This window comes from Planctomycetaceae bacterium, assembly GCA_039680605.1.
Taxonomy (GTDB): Bacteria; Planctomycetota; Phycisphaerae; order SM23-33; family SM23-33; genus JAJFUU01.
Genome location: JBDKTA010000054.1, coordinates 76,824 through 95,311 on the forward strand (window position 1 = coordinate 76,824; position 18,488 = coordinate 95,311).

Sequence of the window (18,488 nt, forward strand, 5' to 3'; positions counted from 1 at the left end):
CATGCCACACGGGGAGCGAGGGCAGGATGCCCTCGGCACGCGCGGGCGAGACGCCCATGCTACTCACGGGCAAGATGCCCGTGCTACTCATGGGCGAGACGCCCATGCTACTGGTGGGACGCCCATGCTACTGGCGGGACGGCTGCGCTACTGGGCGGCGGATTCGAATCTGGTGAACTCCTCGCGGAAGATCAGCGGGACGGTGCCGGTGGGGCCGTTGCGCTGCTTGGCCAGGATCAGTTCGGTGATGCCGGACTCCATGTAGCCCTCCTCGCCGGCATGGAAGTAATCCTCCCGGTGCAGCAGGGCAATCACATCGGCGTCCTGCTCAATGGATCCGCTCTCGCGCAGGTCGCTCATCTGTGGGCGGTGGCTGGGGCGGTCGGCTGGTTTGCGGTTCAACTGGGCGGCCGTGATTACCGGAATCTTCAGTTCACGAGCGAGGCTCTTGAGCCCGCGAGACATTTCGGCAACCTCGGTCTGGCGGTTTTCGCTGCGGCCGTAGAACCGCACGAGTTGCAGATAGTCCACGAAGATGCAGTCGATGCGGTGTTGCGCCCAGAGGCGCCGCGCGCGGCCACGAATCTGCGTGATCGACAAGTCGGCAGAATCGTCAATGATGATCCTGGCCGTGGACAGGTCGCCGGCGGCCAGTTGAAGCTGCGTCCAATCCTCGGCCGAGATCACGCCGCGGCGCATCTTCTGGAGCGACACGCGGGCATAGGAAGCGAGGAATCGCTGCATGAGCTGCTCGGTGGACATTTCCAGCGAGAACAGGGCCACCGTCTTGCCCTCGACCACGCCCATGTGCTCGGCCATGTTCAGCAGGAGGCTGGTCTTGCCCATGCTCGGCCGCGCCGCCAGGATGATCAGGTCGCCATTCTGGAACCCGCTGGTGAGGCCGTCCAACTGCGGGTAGCCCGACGGCTGGCCCAGAAGGCAGCGGCCATTGTGGCTTTCGAGCTTCTCGAACGTTTGCTGGAGCATGGTGCCCAGGAACACGCCTTGGGCGGTGATGTTGTCCGATGAGATGGCGAAGATGCGCTTCTCAGCTTCCTCGACGACGCCCTCGGCGGCAGCATCAGGTGTGAAAGCGTGAGCAGCCATGTCGCCGCCAGCTCGGATGATCTGCCGCAAGATCGCCTTGTCGCGGACGATCTTGGCATAGTACTCGGCGTTGGCGGCGCTGGGCAAGCCTTCGATCATCGCCACGAGGTACTCGGTGCCGCCGACGTGTTCGAGCTGGTTGCGTCTGGTCAGTTCATCCTTAAGCAGCACCAGATCGACCGCTTTGCCGGCGTCGCGCATCTCAACCAGCGTCTGAAACACCACCGCGTGGGCCGGGCGGAAGAAGTGGTCGGCCTTGTTGATCTGGACGACCAGGTCGATCGTCGCCGCGTCGAGCATCATCGAACCCAGAACGCAGACCTCGGCTTCGATCGACTGCGGCGGGACTCTCAGGGGCGTCATGCCTTTGGCTGTCATGGCTGGTCTCCTTTGTACCATGCCAGGACTGTAAGCAACTGCTGTGACAGATGGTGTCATAGCGGGAGGGGTCTCGCAAAATGAATCCGCAGTGGAGTTCCTTCGTGTCGCGGACATCTTGTCCGCGCGTGCTGCGGGCGTCCCGCCCGCGGAATCCGGGGAGCGAGGGCAGGATGCCCTCGGCACGCGCGGGCGGGACGCCCGCGACACGACGGGGGAGTATGGGCGAGACGCCCATGCCACTCACGGGCGAGACGCCCGTGCTACTCATGGGCAAGATGCCCATGCTACGGTCGGGGTGGCCGTGATATGATGCGGGCATGGCCGAACGGTTTGTCATTCTGGAGCACAGCGGGCATGGGGCGGTGCATTGGGACTTCATGCTCGAAAGCGGGGCGGCGCTGGCGACTTGGCAGGTCGGGTGCGATCCGTGTGGGTTGGCGGTGGGGGAGGAGGCGGCTGCGCGGCGGCTGGCGGATCATCGGTTGGCGTATCTGACGTATGAAGGAGCGGTCAGCGGCGGGCGGGGCAGCGTGCGGCGGGTGGCCTCAGGTCAGTACGAGTTGGTTGAGCGGCAACTCGACCGTTGGCAGGTAACATTGCAGAGTGGACGTGGCGGCGAGGTCGCGGAGTTCGCCATCACTTTGACGTCGCCGGGCGGGACTGACTGGACGCTGGTGCGCTTGTCATAGGGGGCGCCGGTTCGTGCTGCGATTCCTCGCGCGACACGGGCGAAAAGTGCAGCGTGATTTTGCCTTCTTCCACGTCGATGGCCGTGATGCGGATGCGGCTGCCCTTGCTGGTCAAGCCCGCCGATGAAATGGGTTTCTCGTCGATGGCGGTGATGGCCGCGGCGATGGCTGTGCCGATCTCGGCGGTGCTGAAGCCGATCATCCCCACGCCGCGGTTTTTGGTCGGCTGCGACGTCGCCGACTCGATCTTCTGCAGTTCTTTCTGCAGCAGCGGCTTGAGGGCCATCAGGCGGTCGCGCACGAACCAGTCAGGCACGCGGAGGCGTCCGACGTACGCGCCGGACATGCCGACGTGCAGTTGGCGGTTCTCGTCGAAGTTGAACGTGATCGCGGCCGAGAGCATCTTGTCGAACTGCTGGCTGCGGATCATGACCGTCAGGACGCCGGGGGCGAAGTTTACCGCCGGGTCGGCCAGGCCCGCGCGGGCGAGCAGGGCGTACACGCTGCCGTACTGGGTCTTGACGTTGGCCTTGTTGGGCCTGGCGCCGACGATGGCGTCGATCGACGCGAGGTACTGGTTGACTTCCTTCTGGGTGTAGGTGACGGAGAACGGCTCGCGGCTGCGGGAATGGTTGGCGAAGGTTTCGATGACGTTGTTGTAGAACGCCATGGTGACCTGGTGCTTGTCGTATTCGCAGAGGCGTTCGGGCTGGTAGTTCTTGGGCAGGAGGCTGGCCAGCACATACGCCCCTGCCGCCAGAATGAGCAGCAGCCCCAGCAGGCCCAGCGGGGTCCAGAGGATGATTTTCCATCGTGTCTTCAAGAGCGACTCCATTCGTGCATCAGGGCAATCCGGATCGGATTGTAACGCTGGGCGTTGTCAGCGAGGGGAGAAAAACTCCTGAATCATGCGGCGGTAGTGTGGGGGCAGTTCGTCCAGGTTGGTGCGACCGCGGTCGCTCGCCTGTGCCTGTGCGGCCTGCCATGCGGTCTGCAGCGGCACGTAGGGCGAAGGGGCCTGCGACGCCGCGGCGGCGCCTCGGCGGGCCGCTTCGGCCAGGGCCGGATCGTAGACCATCACGTAGTCCGGCGCCGGCGGCAGGGCAGGGCGCGTCTGAGCGGGCGGCGGAAGCGACGGTCCGCTCAGGCCGGCGCCGCGGCCGCCGGTCATGCCCGCCGCTCCGGCCAGTTGGAGACCCATGAGGGCGTCGACATCGATCCCGGCTTCCTTGAGCCTGGCCATCAGGTCCGCCAGCTTTCGCGCGTCGCCGGCCAGCAGCAGTTGACGGGCCTCGAGGAGCATCTGCTCGATCTGGGCGTCGGACTTGGCCGAGGCGTTCTGCAGGCGCGAGGCGGCCTGGTCTTTTTCGAGCGGGGCCAACTGCTCCATCGCCCGGGCCAGCGCCTCGACGCGAGCCATTTCGGCGGCGCTCATGGCCGTGGGGACAGCCGCCAGGGCGGCGCAGAGAACCACTCCAGTGGCCAAGGCGGCGACTGCGGCGGCGGCGGGGCGCGCGGGCCAGGCGCGGTCGGCGCCGCTGGATCTCCAGGCGGCCAGCGCCTGGGCGGAGACGAAGTCGGCCAGGGGCGTCTGCGCCCGCAGCGAGTTGGCCAGTTCGACGGCCGTGCTGAGGCGTTCGCGCAGGGCGTGCCGGGCATCGAGCAGCGCCGCGGCCGTCTCGGGCGCAACGCCGCGCGACGCTTCGATGATCGCCGCGACGGCCGCTGTCAGCAGCGGCACGACGATCGCCAGCGGGCGGGACAGGTGAAGGAACCACTGGCCCTGCACGCTCCAGACGGCCGCGGCGGCAGTTACAAGGCCGATGACGGCGATAAGGACCCAGATCGGGCGTCTTCGGGCTGAGCGTCGCAGCAGCACGATCATCGCGAGGGCGGGCAAGGCGGCGGCCAGCGTGGCGGCCAGGAGAAAGCGGGGGGCAATCGTCCATGCCGCTTCGACGGCGGCGGCGAAGAAGAACGCCGCGGCGGCGGCCAGAACGGCCGACTGCGTCATGCGTGCCAGGAGCAGTCGCCGCGCGGCGGCCGTCATCGCGGTCAGGATGTTCTGGCGGTCGTTCACGACTGGCCGGAGAATAAGACGCTCGCGAGGGCGGAAAGTTCCGTCAGTCAGCGGGCGAACCTCTTGTAAATTCTCTTGAAGCGTCCCTGATAGTACTCTTCGATGCGTTCCCGAAAGCCGGGCTGTTTCCAGGCCGACCGGATCATCTGCACCATTTGGCGCCGCTTGGGTTCTGGATCGTCAGCCTTGAAAGGATAATCTAACCCCAACACTTTTCGCATGGCCTGGTGGGCGGCTTCGCGCACGGCAGGGCTGGCGTCTTCCATCCCGTCGAGGATCGTATCCATCGTCTCGTACGCGCGGGCGTGCCCGAGCGTGGTGATGGCCGAAGAACGGACGCCCTCGTCCGGATCGGTTTTGGCCGCCTCCACCAGGGCCTGCTGGGCATCCTTCTGTTCAATCACGCCTTTGGAGATGGTTTGATTGAGCGTGACCGCGGCCTTCGATCGCACCATGGGGCGCGAGTCTTTCATGGCGACGATCAAGGCGGGTGTGGCCTTTTCGCCCAGAGGCCCCAGGGCGCCGACGGCCTTGCGGGCGATATCCGTATCCTGCTTGCGGGTCATCTCGACGAGCCCGCCGACATCGCCGGATTGCTGAAGCTGGCGGATGCGGGCCAGATCGGGGTTGGCGTCCTGATCGTTCTGCCAGGTCATGGCCAGCGTCACCAGCGCGCCGGCGATAAGAACGCCGGCAATAATGAGCGTGACAATCGACCATGTGCTGAATCGTGCTGCCATGGAACCTCACATCTAGTCCGGCTGCCAGTAGTTCTGCCGGATGAACGCTTCCTTGGGATTGATCTCGTCGGGATCCATGCCGCGGACTCTGCCGTCGACGAACAGGACGTTGACCTTGCCGCGATGGCGGGCGAAGTCCAGCACGTTGTCGTTGTTGGAGTCGTAGGTGGCCTGGGTGTCCCAGTCGTCCAGCGCCGGGTCGATCTTGACGCTGGGCGCCACATAGTCGATGGCGAAAATCTGGTTGGGATTTTTGAGCGTCTCGGCCAGTTCATTCATCCCGTAGTTGGTGCGCAGATCCTCGTCCGGCTCGGCGGATGGGGTGCCGCCACCGCCTTCTTCGCTGGATGCCCCCGGGGGCAGGATGACGTAATCTTCATAGCCGGCGGTGGTGCAGCACAGCAGGGAACCGGGCACGACGTTCAGGTCGCCTTTGGGCACGCCCGGCTGCGGATTGAAGCAGCTCAGAGCCCATTGGCTGATGGCGAACTGGCGGTCCGGCATCAGAATGAGCGGCCCCTTGTTGCTGGCGGCGGTGGCGGAGGTCTTACCGACGATCGAAAAGTCGGTGCTGTTGCTACCGTAGTAGCCGCTGCCCACAACCACCGTATCACCCGGATATACCGGCACCCGCGGACTGACCCAGACCTTCACGCCGCTGCCAAAGGGCTCGACCTTGATGAACGGCTTGGTAAAGCGGTAATGGTTGGCGCCGGTTCCGTAGTACCCGCCGCCGCCCCAGGAGTAGATCTCCACCGCCCAGAAGTGTGTGCCTGAACCGTCGCCGCCATCGTACACCGTGTCTCTGAGCTTGAGGTAGTCCGCTCCCCACCACTGCACCTGGTCCCCAGGATTACCCGCCTGGCAACTGCCCACCACCCGGTTGCCGAAATTGGAGTTCGTCATCCCATTGCGCTGCGTCTGGGACATGTGGATGCTCCAGGGCGTGTCGTCGTTGAAGGAGTACATGCCCCCGTTGAGCCCGCCCCGCGTCTCGTTATTGTACCCGTTGAGGGCCCAGGCCTGAATGAACTGGGAGATGTCCACGGCGTTGGGGCTTGTCCCTTCGCCGCCGCTCTTGCCGGCACTGGCCGTGGCGTAGTAATCGTCCGATTCCGGACAGCGGAAGACGCTGGCCGTGCCGTCGACGTGCGGGCGAAGCGTTGCCACCCACGCCGCCGGGGTAATCTTTCGCTTCCCGTCCGATTCCACCCAGACCGCCTGGCCGATGCTCTTGAGATTGTTGGCGCAGATAAAATTGTTGGCCGCTGACGTGAGGTTCGACACCGAGGGAATGAGCAGGGTGACCAGGATCGCCAGCACGGCGATGACCACAAGCAGTTCGGTTAAGGTGAATGCCTGCAGACGCGGGTGGCTCGACCTAATCATGGCATGTCTCCGTGAATTACCGGGGAGGCTGTCCCGCAATACCGCTACCGCGCCCCGGGTATAGTATATTATGACTTCGGACGGGGCCCATGTCCACCTTTGGCTCAAAGGAATCTTTTGTTTGGTTGATTTGTCGCCGCCGCTGCGGTATATTGCTGCTCCCATGGTTCCTTCATCCGGGTATGACGTGATGAACGTGACGGCCTTGCACCGGTGCAAGACCCTGCGTGCGATGCGCGCGGCCAATTGGCCGCTGAGCTAGCGGGACTCGACGAAGCCATACACCACCGGCCTCTTTTTCTGGGAACGCCCCATGCCTCGACAGAACATTCGCAACATTGCCATTATCGCTCACGTGGACCACGGCAAGACGTCGCTGGTCGATCAGCTCCTGCGCCAGTGCGGACAGTTCCGCAAGGGCGAGATGATGGGGCAGTTCATCCTCGACTCCAACCCCCTCGAGCGCGAGCGCGGGATCACCATCCTGGCCAAGAACTGCGCCATCGAGTACACCGACCGCGCGGGGCAGCACTACCACATCAACATCGTCGACACGCCCGGACACGCCGACTTCTCCGGCGAGGTCGAACGCGTGCTCAAGATGGCCGACGGCGTGCTGCTGCTGGTCGACGCCTTCGACGGCGTCATGCCCCAGACGCGCTACGTGCTGAGCAAGGCCCTCGAGGTCGGGCTCGAGCCCATCGTCGTCGTCAACAAGATGGACCGCCCCGACGCCCGCCCCAAGCAGGTGATCGACCAGGTCTTCGACCTGCTGGTGGACCTGGGGGCCGAAGAGCACGCCATGAACTTCCCGCTGGTGTTCGCCTCGGCCAAGGAAGGCTGGGCGGCCATCGACATCGACAACCTGCCCCCCCCCGGCACTGGAGACATCCACCCGCTGTTCGAGGCGATCATCCGCCACGTGCCGGCCCCGACGTTCGACCCCGAGGCCCCCCTGCAGGCGCTGGTGACGACGCTGGACTACAGCGACTACGTCGGGCGCATCGGGATCGGGCGAGTCTTCGCCGGGCGGCTCAAGAAGGGCGCCAATATCATGGTGATCAATCGCGCGGGCGAGCACACGCCGCGCACCGTCTCGCAGGTCATGCAGTTCGAGGGCCTCGGCCGGCACGAGGTCGACGTGATCGAGGCGGGGGACCTGTTCGCCGTCGTCGGCCTCGAGGCCATCGACATCGGCGACACGCTGGCGTGCCCGGACTTCCCCAAGGCCCTGCCCACGCTGCCGGTGGATGAGCCGACGCTGCACATGACCTTCCGCATCAACGACGGACCCTTCGCCGGGCAGGACGGAAAGTACGTCACCAACCGCCAGCTCCGCGAGCGGCTGATGAAGGAGCTGCAGTCTAACGTCGCCCTGCGAGTGGAAGACCTCGGCGACGAGTACACCGTCAGCGGCCGCGGGCTGCTGCACCTGGGCATCCTGCTGGAGAACATGCGTCGCGAGGGGTACGAGCTGACCGTCGGCAAGCCCGAGGTGATCTACCACATCGAGGACGGCAAGAAGCAAGAGCCCATCGAGCGGCTGGTCGTCGACGTGGCCAGCGAGGCCGTCGGCTCGATGATGCAGCTCATGGGCGACCGCCGCGCCGAGATGCTCAACATGGAGACGCAGGGCTCGCGCACGCTGGCCGAGTTCACCATCCCCGCCCGCGGGCTCATCGGCCTGCGAAACCGCATGCTCACCGCCACGCAGGGCGAGGCGATCATGCACCACCGATTCTGGCGCTACGAGCCGGTCCGCGGCGACATCCCCGGCCGCGCCAACGGCGTCATGATCGCCACCGATTCCGGACCGGTGACGGGCTACGCCCTGGAAGGCCTGGCCGACCGCGGCGTGATGTTCGTCACCCCCGGCGACGAAGTGTACGAGGGGCAGATCGTCGGCGAGCACTGCAAAGACACCGACATCCCCGTCAACGCCGTGCGGGCCAAGAAGCTCACCAACATGCGCGTCTCGAACAAGGAACAGACCGTCACCCTCAAGGCCGCCCGCAGCATGTCGCTGGAGTCGGCCCTGGAGTACATCGAGTCCGACGAGCTGGTCGAGCTGACCCCCAAGACCATCCGCATCCGCAAGCGCTACCTGAAAGAAACCGACCGCAAGCGCCACGCGCGGCAGTAGAGAAGCAGTGGTGAGTTGTGGGCCTGCCCGCCGTAGCCTTGGCAAAGGCGGGAGGTCAGTGGTGAGAAAGAGCAGTGGGTCGCCGTCGTTAGCGGCGGAGCTTGCTCCGCGCGTTCGCCGCAGATCGTCCGGTCGCGAAGTCTGCGCGAAAGCGGTATGCGCTATACCACAATTCCACTTCCTTGCACTTTGTTGTACTTTTCACAGCACTTTCGCGGGAACCCGCCCCATCCGCTCTCTCGCACCCAGAAGCCGGGGAATATGCGACACAGAGACGCAGAGAAAACAGAGAAAAGCAACAGCATTAAGAGGAAGTCTTAAAGAAGCCTATCCCGTCACTGTTTTCTCTGCGTCTCTGTGTCGAAAGGTTTTTGCCACCTGAAAGCGGTACGCGCTATACCACAATTCCACTTCCTTGCACTTTGTTGTACTTTTCACAGCGGTTTCGGGGAAGTGCAACGAATTAATATTGACAGAGTCCGCAAAGATCAGTGTAGACCAGTAGGCGGCACCCCCGGATAAGCGGATAACCGCAAAGATCGCAGCAAGCCCCCTAAAGTTCGACGGCGGCGCTCGCCACGCCGAAGCCTTGGCGAAGGTGGGACGCCGCCCTGGCTGTTGTTCTCTTCCGATCCCCCGAACCAACGGGGATAACCACAAAGGACACAAAGGGCGCAAAGGGCCGCTGTGTTACAGAGAAAGCAAAAACATTCCCGCCGACCGCGATTTGAATTGAGGTATCTGTCCCACTCTGCCCACTCTGCCCAGGTTTCAACTATGGCAGCGGGGGTAATCCGAGCTCTTTCAAGTATCCGTTGTGCTTTGTCTTCGCGGCCTGGATGGCTTTCTCGATTTCTACCAACTCGTCATGAGTCGCCGCCAGATCGATTTCCTGTTCCTGTTGGGCAGTGCTGACGTAACGCGATATGTTCAGATTGTAGTCGTTGGCAACGATTTCCTTCATCCCGACGCGCCGGGAATACCGTTTCTCTTTCTTGCGGAACTGGTATGTCTCGATGATCTTATTGATATCCTCTTCCGTCAGTTGGTTCTGGCGCTTGCCTTTCTGGAAGTGTTCGCTGGCATTGATGAAGAGCACGTCGTCGGGCTTTTTGCACTTCTTGAGCACGAGAATGCAGACCGGGATGCCAGTCGAATAGAACAAGTTGGCCGGGAGGCCGATCACCGTATCAATGTGTCCGTCATCAAGCAGTTTTGTGCGGATGCGTTCCTCCGCACCGCCCCGGAACAGAACACCGTGCGGCAGGATGATCGCCATCACACCTTCGTCCTTGAGGTAGTGAAACCCGTGCAGGAGAAATGCAAAGTCGGCCGCGCTCTTGGGGGCAAGCCCATGGTTCTTGAACCGTACATCCTGGCCCATCGCCTCGCTCGGGTCCCAGCGGTAGCTGAAGGGAGGATTGGCCACCACTGCGTCGAACTTGGGCATCTTCGCCGGGTTGCTTTCCCGGAGCATATCCCAGTCGTTGGTCAGCGTATCACCGTGGTAGATTTCGAACTCTGAATCTTTCACTCCGTGCAGCAGCATGTTCATGCGGGCCAGGTTGTAGGTGGTGATATTCTTTTCCTGACCAAAGATCTTACCAATCCCATGCGAGGGCATCATATTCCGCACGTTCAGCAGGAGTGAGCCCGATCCGCAGGCGAAGTCGAGGACGCGTTCTAATCGCGGCTTCTTCCCCGTGGCCGGCTCCTGGCTGTCCAACGTGACGATTGCGGAGAGGATGCTCGAAATCTGCTGCGGCGTGTAAAACTCGCCCGCTTTCTTGCCTGACCCTGCGGCAAACTGGCCGATCAGGTATTCGTAGGCGTCCCCCAGCGCGTCGATGTTCGTGGAGAACTCGGCCAGTCCCTCGGCGATTTTCTGGATGATCGTGCAGAGTTTGGCGTTACGGTCACTGTAGGTTTTGCCAAGTTTATCGGAGCCAAGATTGATTTCGGAGAACAAGCCCTGAAAGGTGCTCTCAAAGGATTCATTCTCGATGTACTTGAAACCAGCCTGGAGGGTGTTAAGCAGATCGGTACTCTGCGTGCGGGCCATGTTGGCGATACTGGCCCAAAGGTGGTCAGGCTTGATTACGTAGTGTACCTTGCGGCGCATCTGTTTTTCAAACTCCACCACGTCATCGGGGTTGTTGGCATACCACACGGCCAGCGAAACGCAGCGCTGGTCGTCGGCAACCTTCGGGTAGTCTGACCCCAGTTCCCTCCTGGCGGCGGCGTCATAGTTGTCAGATAGATACCGCAGGAACAGGAACGCCAGCATGTAGTCGCGGAAATCATCCGCATTCATCGCGCCCCGTAGTTGGTCGGCGATGCTCCAAAGTGTTTGCCCCAGTTGTCTTTGGTCACGGTCGTTCATTGTGCGGGTCCTGGTGAGGCCGATGCTGCTTGCGCAGATGCGGCTGCCGGCGCTACTGCCACTGTGGCTGCTTGTGCAGGTATGGCTGCCGGCGCTACTGCTACTATAGCTGCTTGCGCGGGTGTGGCTGCTGTCTTCTCCAGAAGATCCGGCAGTGCGAAGCTGTAACGAGTGAAGAAGGCGGTAAGGATGTCCTGAAAGAGGGATTTATTATCGTCACCCATTTCCCGTGGTTCGTAGAGGGAGTACGCGCCGTGACTCAGAACGTTCAGCGCCCTTGAGTAGAAGGCCTGATCCTTTTCCCCATCCAAGCAGTCTGCAAAGGAGTGATACCCGAAGAAGACCGCCGTCTTCTCCAAAACACTTCGAAGCATGTTGAAGTGATAAGTGTAGAGGATTCCCGATTCTGCTGCGGATTGAAGCTCGCTCAACATCGCGACATGGTGAAAGAAGGGAGTATCGTCTGTGGCACGCAGCGTAAGTTCATCTCCATTACGTGGCCGATCCAGGAAGTACTTCTTGTGAGGAATCTTCTTGAACTCGTTGGCAATAACGTTGAAAAAGAGCGCGTGATGCGACGAGATAACGGCCTTGCACCGGCCCCTTCCCTTCTTAAGCAACTTCGCCAAATCGCTCGCCACTGCGATGGCGTTGTTATCATCAAGTGAGGAAATGGGATCATCAATGTAGAAGTACTTCACCCACGAATAGGATTCCTGGCCGTCGATTACCCTTTCGCAAATAGCCATGAAGAGGCACCAGATGAAGATATTTTCTTCCCCCCGCGAAATCTTGATGTTGGAGTTATCTCCCTTGCGAAAACTGACGGTCCAAGCGGTATAGTCGATGTCAAAGTCGAAGTCGGCGTACCTGCCCAGATATGCTTGTATGCTTTCCTCCAAGGCCAAATCCCTCAGGCCAGCGAAGAACTTGGATTCCGAGTTAATTCTCAGCTTCCGGTCACTGTCATCCTCAAAATCATTGTCCCACGTAAAAAGATCTTCGGTATAGGCATTGAAGTAGAGCGTATCAGGAGTACCCTTGTTCTGTCGCTTCCCGGCCTCCTTGAACTCCATAGAAAGTCTGGTCTTGCCTACGCGGTTATAGGCGTAGACGAACACAAAGTCGGAGTTGGCAAGGTCCCTCCGCACTCGCGACCCAAGCGTCTGCATCGTTCTATATCGATGGATTGTTGGAATACTGCTCATGCTTCACTCTCCTGAGGGGAGGGGAAAAGTTGCTGCATTAGGCCTCTCTTGTGGACCCTGAGGGCAACGACCTTCGTGGCTTGACTGAGCATTACCGTATCAAGGGAAGCGAGGCAACCGGCAACTCGTTGCTGCTCACCCTTTGTAGGGGGACGTGGAATCAGAAAAGACCGAATCTGCCCGAAGTTCAAACCTTGCCTGTTGCCGCCGGCTTGAAAGTTGTCGATTTGCTTTTGGCCTCGGTCCGAGATCAGGTATTGATTGAGCAACACCGGATAAAGCTCGTTCTGCTTCAGTCGGATAATACAGACGTGCTGATTGACGTTGCCGCCGACAATTCTCGAATCTGCGACCGCACTTCTACCGATTGACGCTCCGGTAATGTTCAGAAGGACGTCAGAAGGCTGAATTTCGGACGCAACGAATGACTTGTGCGTTTCCTCGTCTATGTACGCAACGTCTTCCAATATTAGCTCTCCCCAACCTACGTTTTGGCTACGGATAAATGGCCGACCGCTCGACTTGTAGTTCTTGTCGCCCCCGAGGGGAGTAATTCCGCTGCCGATCCTACTGGTCATTGGCCCGAGTTCGTACATTTCCCACGCCGGAGCGCTGCAAAACTCGGGAAAACGGAGGCGCGAGCGAGTTTCGCCTTCTCGCGGAAAGAGAAGCTGCATCAGTCCTTGTTTGTGGGCCCGCATCGCCTCCAACTTCCGGACCTCGGCGGCAATTAGCTCGTCCAGCGAAGTCAGACAGTCGGCGATCTTCTGCTGCTCAGCGGAGGAGGAACTCCCGCTCGGGACGGGGACGGGCAACCTCATCAGATCGTCGTCGTTCACACTCAGGGAGCCGTGAGCGCGCGCACCGATGGTGATGTATTTCTTCAGCCACCTGCCATGCAGATTGCCTGCGAAAACATAGTCAAGATATGCCGGATCAATTTGTAACTCGTCCGGTCGAAAGCAGGTGAAGATGCTGTTGGGAACTGCGGCTTGGTCCTTGCCCAGGTATCGTGCGATGTAACCTTGGGGGAAGGCTTTCGTGGCACTCTTGTTGTACGCAAAGTCGTTCTTCTTCAGCCGGAGATAGTTCTTGAGTGAGTCGCCCGCAATTGTGCGGCCAAATTTGTTCTCCTGGCTCACCAGCCCAACTCCGGTCGTGACTGTGTAGGGCGTGCATTGGGTTGTGCCGACTCGGTCATCAATCAATGTTGCGATTTGTGCAAGGGGCTTTTGAATCCAGCTATCCCTGAACTCGGGAAACCGCAGCTTCGGAATTAGCGTGTGTTTGGTATCGCCCTTCATCGTTTCACTGCTCGTATGCGCTTAGTCCCGAAATATCCCGGCCGGCGGCGCGCTTCTTCAGCAGCGGCACCAGGTCGGCCATGAGTGCCAGTTCTTTTTCCCTGCGTTGTCGCCAGTTCAGGCCCAGCGGTTCCATCAGGACGGTAAGCTGTTCGCCGTCGAAGATCATACGGCCGAGGATGGTGTCGATGAATTCCTGCAGGGCGCCGGGCGACAGGCCGTGCTTACTGGCCTGTTGGGCAAGCTCGGCGGCGTTCCTCTGGGCCTTGAAGAGATGGTACCCCTCGCGAACGCCTTTCTCGTCCAGCCTCTTACCCGCTTCGAGAGAGCGGACATAGTCGGTGATGATCTCGCGCTCGTCCATGAACTTGGCATCGGACGCGATAAGGCCGATCAGCCTTTCGCGGCTCATCTCCCACTTGGCCGGGGTCTGCTGCGAATACCGGGCGATCAGGGCCATGATGTAGTCGTAATCGATCAGGGCCGAGGCGAAGAGGACAAACTCAAAGTCAAGTTGATCTGCCCCAGTTGCGTCGCCACTCTTGCCGCGCTGCTCCCTGAGCCGCTGGGCCGTTTCGAGGTAGACGCCGCGGAAGCCCTTGAGATGTTCCTCGGGCAGAATCTGCTCGATAGTCTTCTTCTGTTCTTCGGAAAGATCGGTGTACTGGTCGAGTTGGGTCTGGAGGCGCTGCACTTCCTTGAAGCGGAGGATGAACTGAGCGCGGGCGTCGTCCCCCTTGAGATTCGGCACGTCTTCCGGTCTGGGCTGGAGGCCCTGCGACTTCATAAACTCGCCCAGGTCGCCGACGGCGGTCTTGAGCTTTTCGATGACGACGGGGGCCTTGTCCACAAGCCAGATTTCTCGGGCCTTCTCCATCTCGGCCCCGGAGAAGAGAATCACGGCGGCATCGACGGCGGCCTGCTGCTGGCGGAAGTCGAGGATGTTTCCGTAGGGCTTGGTGGCATTGAGGATGCGGTTTGTGCGGGAAAGAGCTTGGATCAGCCCGTGGTGCTTGAGGTTCTTGTCCACGTAAAGCGTGTTGAGATACTTTGAGTCGAAACCGGTCAGGAGCATATCGACAACGATGGTGATGTCGATCTTCTCCCGGCCTTTCTTGGGCAGGTCGGCGTTGGGGAACTGCTGGTCTTTGATGCGCTTCTGGACATCCTGATAGTAAAGATCGAACTCGAAAAGGGAGTGATTGGTGTCGAAGCGGGCGTTGTAATCGGCGATGATGGCCTTGAGGGCTTTCTTCTTCTTTTCGGGCTCCTGCTCGTTGTCGGCCTTTTCCTGCGGCAGGTCCTCCTGAATCTGTTTCACGTCCGGGTTATCATCGGCGGGTGGGGAGAAGACGGCGGCGATGTTGAGGGGGACAAATTCAGGATCGGCCTGCTGCTTCTCCGCCTGCACGGTCTGGAAGAGGTCAAAGTACTCGATGGCCTGGTTGATGGAGGCGGTGGCCAGAAGAGCGTTGAACCTGCGCCCGCCGGTGGCCGCGTCGTGTTTGGCGAGAATGGCCTCAACGACAGCGCGCTTGGTCAGGGTTTCGCCGGGCTTTACGGCTTGGCCGTCGGGCTTGTAGTAATCCACGTGAAAACGCAGGACGTTCTGGTCCTCGATGGCGTGGGTGATGGTGTAGGCATGGAGTTCTTTCTCGAAGAGGTCCTGCGTGGTTCTATAGGTGGCCTGATCGCCTTCGATCTTCTGGTAGGTGGCGTTCTCTTCAAAGATGGGCGTGCCGGTGAACCCGAAGAGCTGCGCGTTGGGGAAGAACTCCTTTATGGCCTGATGGTTGTCGCCGAACTGGGAGCGGTGGCACTCGTCGAAGATGAAGACCATGCGCTTCTTGCGGAGCGATTCGAGGCGCTGCTTGTAGTTGCGCCGGTTCGTGCCATCCAGCGCCAGGCCGAGCTTCTGGATGGTGGTGACGATCACTTTGTCGGCGTAGTCCTCGGATAGGAGCCGGCGGACGAGCGTTTCGGTGTTGGTGTTTTCCTCGACGCAGCCTTCCTGAAACTTATTGAACTCCTCCCGCGTCTGGCGGTCCAGGTCCTTGCGGTCCACGACAAAGAGGCACTTTTCGATGTCGGGGTTGTCCTTGAGGAGCGTGGAAGCCTTGAAGGAGGTGAGCGTTTTTCCGCTGCCGGTGGTGTGCCAGATGTAACCGTTACCGCAGTTTCGGTGGATGCAGTCCACAATGGCCTTGACCGCGTAGATCTGGTACGGCCGCATCATCAGCAGCTTCTGTTCGCTAGCGATGAGAACCATATAGCGGCTGATCATCTGGCCCAGGGAACACTTGAGAAGGAACTTCTCCGCGAAAGTGTCAAGGTGGGTGATCTTGGTGTTGTCTTCGGCCGCGAACTGGTAGACGGGAAGGAATCGCTCCTCGGCGTTGAAGCTGAAGTGGCGGGCGTTGTTGTTGGCGAAGTACCAGGTGTCAGTGCGATTGCTGACGATGAACAATTGGATGAAGCACAGGAGGGTGCGAGTGTAGCCGTTTCCCGTATCGTTCTTGTAGTCGACGATCTGCTCCATGGCCCGGCGAGGGCTGATGCCGAGGGTTTTCAGTTCAATCTGGACGGCCGGCACGCCGTTGATGAGCAAAATGACATCGTAGCGGTGGTGGCTGTAGTCGGTATTGATGCGGAGTTGATTGACCACCTCAAAGGTGTTCTTGCACCAGTCCTTAATGTTGACCAGCGTGTAATTCAGAGGCGTGCCATCGTCACGGATGAAGCTGTTAATGTCGCGAAGCCTACGGGCAGCGGTGAATACATCCGGCGTGATGATTTCATCCAGCAGTCGCTGGAATTCGCCGTCGGTCAGTTGGACGCGGTTGAGCGCGTCGAACTTCTGTCGGAAATTGTTCTCCAGCGTGTCGCGGTCTCGGATGTCCGATCGGTATTCGTATTTCAGGCTGCGGAGCTTCTCGATAAGCTGTTCTTCAAGATGGCGTTCGGGTGAACTCATGGCGGCCTTTAGATAGAACAATCTGAATCCTACCGCGCGAAGGCGGGGCTCCGCTCGGGGTCTTTCGCCGGATTCTACGATGCGCCCAAGGCAAAGTCACGTGGCAAAAGACCAGGGCTTGCTTGGCGGGTCGTGTCGGGTTTTGCGTAAAACTTTTGCAGCCTTTGACGTAGGTCAAGGTTCGGTCTCTGGGATCGTCTTACTATACGGCACGGCAAGAAGCATGCTGCAGGCCGCACCGGAGATTGACGTGAATGAGACCGAACTTAGTGTCGAGCAGTTTGACGCCGCTCTGGCGGCCCTGGGGACGCGGTATCGGCTGTACGCCCCGGTGCGATTTGCCGGCCAGGGGCGACTCGCCGACACCGACGTCGTCCGATATGCCGAGGTGACGGCCTTCGCCCAGATCGAGTTCGATCGCAAGTCCGACTTCTCGCCCAAGGAGGTCCTCCTGCCGGTCAGTCAGCCGATGCTGGAGTACACGGCCGCCGGCGGTTGGGTCGACGCGGCGGCCGACGACGGCAAGGGAATCCTGATCTTCCTGCGGGCGTGCGACATCCACGCGATGCAGCGGCTGGACACGATCTACCTTCACAACGGTCCGGCCGACCCGTGGTACCAGCGGCTGCGTGGGCGGACGAAGTTCATCCTGATCGAATGCCGCCAGAGCTTCGAGAACTGTTTCTGCGTGTCCATGGGCTGCAATCGCACCGACGATTACGCCATGGCCGTGCGGGCGGCCGAGGGCGCGGTGCTGGTGCAACTGCGCGACGAGCAGCTCCGCTACGCGATACCCCCCGGCGCCAGGCCCGCGGCGTTTACCCCGCATTTCGTGGACGCCGACACGACGGCCGTGGAACTGCCCGATGAGGCCCGCCTGGCGGCGGCGGTGCCGGCCGGGCTGTTCGAGCATGACTTCTGGAAGGAGTACTCGCAGCGGTGCATCGCGTGCGGACGGTGCACGGTTGTCTGCGGCGATTGCACGTGCTTCACGACCGTCGACGCCCCCAAGGACGGCCACGCCGGCGTCATCGAGCGGCGCCGCGTGTGGGCGTCGTGCCATCTCGACCGCTTCACCGACATGGCCGGCGGGCACGAGTTCCGCAAAGACTACGGGTCGCGCATGCGGTTCCGGGTGATGCACAAGATCTACGATTACCCGCGCCGCTTCGGCCAGCCGATGTGTACCGGCTGCGGCCGCTGCGACAGCATCTGCCCGGAGTACATCTCGCTGTCGAGCTGCATCAACAAGCTCTCGGCGCTGGTGAAGGAGGAGTTCTAGCGTGTGCCGGAATCCGTACGTACCGCAGATTTCGCAGGTGCTGGACATCCATCGCGAGACGGCTGTGGATTGGACCTTCCGCCTGGCGTGGGACGCCGAACCGGCGGCGGGGCAGTTCTTCGAGGTATCGCTGCCGGGCCTGGGCGAGGCGCCGATCTCGGTGAGCGACTTTGGCCCGGGGTACATCGAGATGACGATCCGCAAGGTCGGGCGCGTGACGGGCGGGCTCTTCGCCCTGGCGCCGGGGGAGCGGTTGTTCCTTCGCGGACCGTACGGGTGCGGATTTCCTCTGGAGCGTTTTGCCGGGCGGCACCTGGTGATTGCGGCCGGCGGAACGGGCGTGGCGCCGGTCAAGCCGGTGATCAAGCACTTCCTCTCGCACGGCGAGGGTCTGGCGGGGCTGGATGTTCTGATCGGGTTCAAGTCGCCGCACGATATCCTGTTTCGCCAGGAGGTGCTGGCGTGGCAGTCGCGAGCGGGCGTGGTGCTGACGGTCGATCACGCCGAGGCGGGCTGGACCGGGCCGGTGGGGCTGGTGACGCAGACGATCCCGGACCTGCCCCTGCCCGACAAGGCCAACGTGGCGGCCATCGTCGTGGGCCCGCCGGCGATGATGAAGCACACGATCGCGGCCCTGCAGGCTCGCGGCCTGCAAGGCGATCAGATCTGGGTTTCGTACGAGCGGCGGATGTCGTGCGGGCTGGGTAAGTGCGGGCACTGCAAGATCAACGACAAGTACGTATGCCTCGAGGGCCCCGTGTTCAGCTTCGCCCAGGCCCAAGGGCTGAAGGACTGAGGAAATCGTGAG

At 61.2% G+C, this 18,488-nt stretch carries 13 protein-coding genes; 4 read left to right on the forward strand and 9 right to left on the reverse strand.

The window, feature by feature from the left end; translation table 11 throughout:
• Nucleotides 1–147: 147 nt before the first annotated feature.
• The gene (gene dnaB / locus ABFD92_16955) at nt 148–1,485 is read right to left on the reverse strand and encodes a replicative DNA helicase (GenBank protein ID MEN6506226.1); all 1,338 of its coding nucleotides are present in this window, start codon (nt 1,483–1,485) and stop codon (nt 148–150) included.
• Between the two features lie 320 nt (nt 1,486–1,805).
• Between dnaB and ABFD92_16960 the strand changes: the two genes are divergently transcribed.
• A complete protein-coding gene (locus ABFD92_16960) occupies nt 1,806–2,177 on the forward strand; it encodes a DNA polymerase ligase N-terminal domain-containing protein (protein ID MEN6506227.1) in 372 nt (123 codons plus the stop codon).
• On the opposite strand, the gene ABFD92_16965 is transcribed toward ABFD92_16960, so the two are convergent.
• From ABFD92_16965 to ABFD92_16980, 4 genes are read right to left on the reverse strand one after another with little or no spacing between them, the layout of a single operon-like run.
• Complete coding sequence (locus tag ABFD92_16965; GenBank protein MEN6506228.1) at nt 2,125–3,000, reverse strand: hypothetical protein; 876 nt, start codon at nt 2,998–3,000, stop codon at nt 2,125–2,127. The genes ABFD92_16960 and ABFD92_16965 overlap by 53 nt on opposite strands.
• A 57-nt stretch (nt 3,001–3,057) precedes the next feature.
• Entirely contained in the window at nt 3,058–4,257 is a 1,200-nt protein-coding gene (locus tag ABFD92_16970) for a hypothetical protein (protein MEN6506229.1), read from the reverse strand.
• 47 nt (nt 4,258–4,304) lie between these two features.
• A complete protein-coding gene (locus tag ABFD92_16975; GenBank protein ID MEN6506230.1) occupies nt 4,305–4,997 on the reverse strand; it encodes a HEAT repeat domain-containing protein in 693 nt (230 codons plus the stop codon).
• A 12-nt stretch (nt 4,998–5,009) separates the two neighbouring features.
• A complete protein-coding gene (locus ABFD92_16980) occupies nt 5,010–6,386 on the reverse strand; it encodes an H-X9-DG-CTERM domain-containing protein (GenBank protein MEN6506231.1) in 1,377 nt (458 codons plus the stop codon).
• Between the two features lie 313 nt (nt 6,387–6,699).
• Between ABFD92_16980 and typA the strand changes: the two genes are divergently transcribed.
• Complete coding sequence (typA, locus tag ABFD92_16985; GenBank protein ID MEN6506232.1) at nt 6,700–8,529, forward strand: translational GTPase TypA; 1,830 nt, start codon at nt 6,700–6,702, stop codon at nt 8,527–8,529.
• Nucleotides 8,530–9,304: 775 nt separating this feature from the next.
• Here the strand turns inward: typA and ABFD92_16990 are convergent.
• Genes ABFD92_16990 through ABFD92_17005 form a run of 4 tightly spaced genes read right to left on the reverse strand, consistent with a single transcriptional unit; the run spans nt 9,305 to nt 16,398 of the window.
• Nucleotides 9,305–10,912, reverse strand: coding sequence for a type I restriction-modification system subunit M (locus ABFD92_16990; protein MEN6506233.1), 1,608 nt, complete (start codon nt 10,910–10,912; stop codon nt 9,305–9,307).
• Nucleotides 10,909–12,120, reverse strand: a complete 1,212-nt coding sequence (locus ABFD92_16995) for an AAA family ATPase (protein MEN6506234.1) — start codon at nt 12,118–12,120, stop codon at nt 10,909–10,911. The genes ABFD92_16990 and ABFD92_16995 overlap by 4 nt, the downstream gene beginning before the upstream one ends.
• A complete protein-coding gene (locus ABFD92_17000) occupies nt 12,117–13,424 on the reverse strand; it encodes a restriction endonuclease subunit S (protein ID MEN6506235.1) in 1,308 nt (435 codons plus the stop codon). Before ABFD92_17000 ends, ABFD92_16995 begins: the two co-directional genes overlap by 4 nt.
• 4 nt (nt 13,425–13,428) lie before the next feature.
• Entirely contained in the window at nt 13,429–16,398 is a 2,970-nt protein-coding gene (locus ABFD92_17005) for a type I restriction endonuclease subunit R (GenBank protein ID MEN6506236.1), read from the reverse strand.
• Between the two features lie 250 nt (nt 16,399–16,648).
• On the opposite strand from ABFD92_17005, the gene asrA reads away from it, so the two are divergent.
• Together asrA and asrB are read left to right on the forward strand one after the other, a co-directional pair.
• The gene (gene asrA / locus ABFD92_17010) at nt 16,649–17,680 is read left to right on the forward strand and encodes an anaerobic sulfite reductase subunit AsrA (protein ID MEN6506237.1); all 1,032 of its coding nucleotides are present in this window, start codon (nt 16,649–16,651) and stop codon (nt 17,678–17,680) included.
• A 1-nt stretch (nt 17,681) separates the two neighbouring features.
• Complete coding sequence (gene asrB, locus ABFD92_17015; GenBank protein MEN6506238.1) at nt 17,682–18,476, forward strand: anaerobic sulfite reductase subunit AsrB; 795 nt, start codon at nt 17,682–17,684, stop codon at nt 18,474–18,476.
• Nucleotides 18,477–18,488 lie beyond the last annotated feature (12 nt).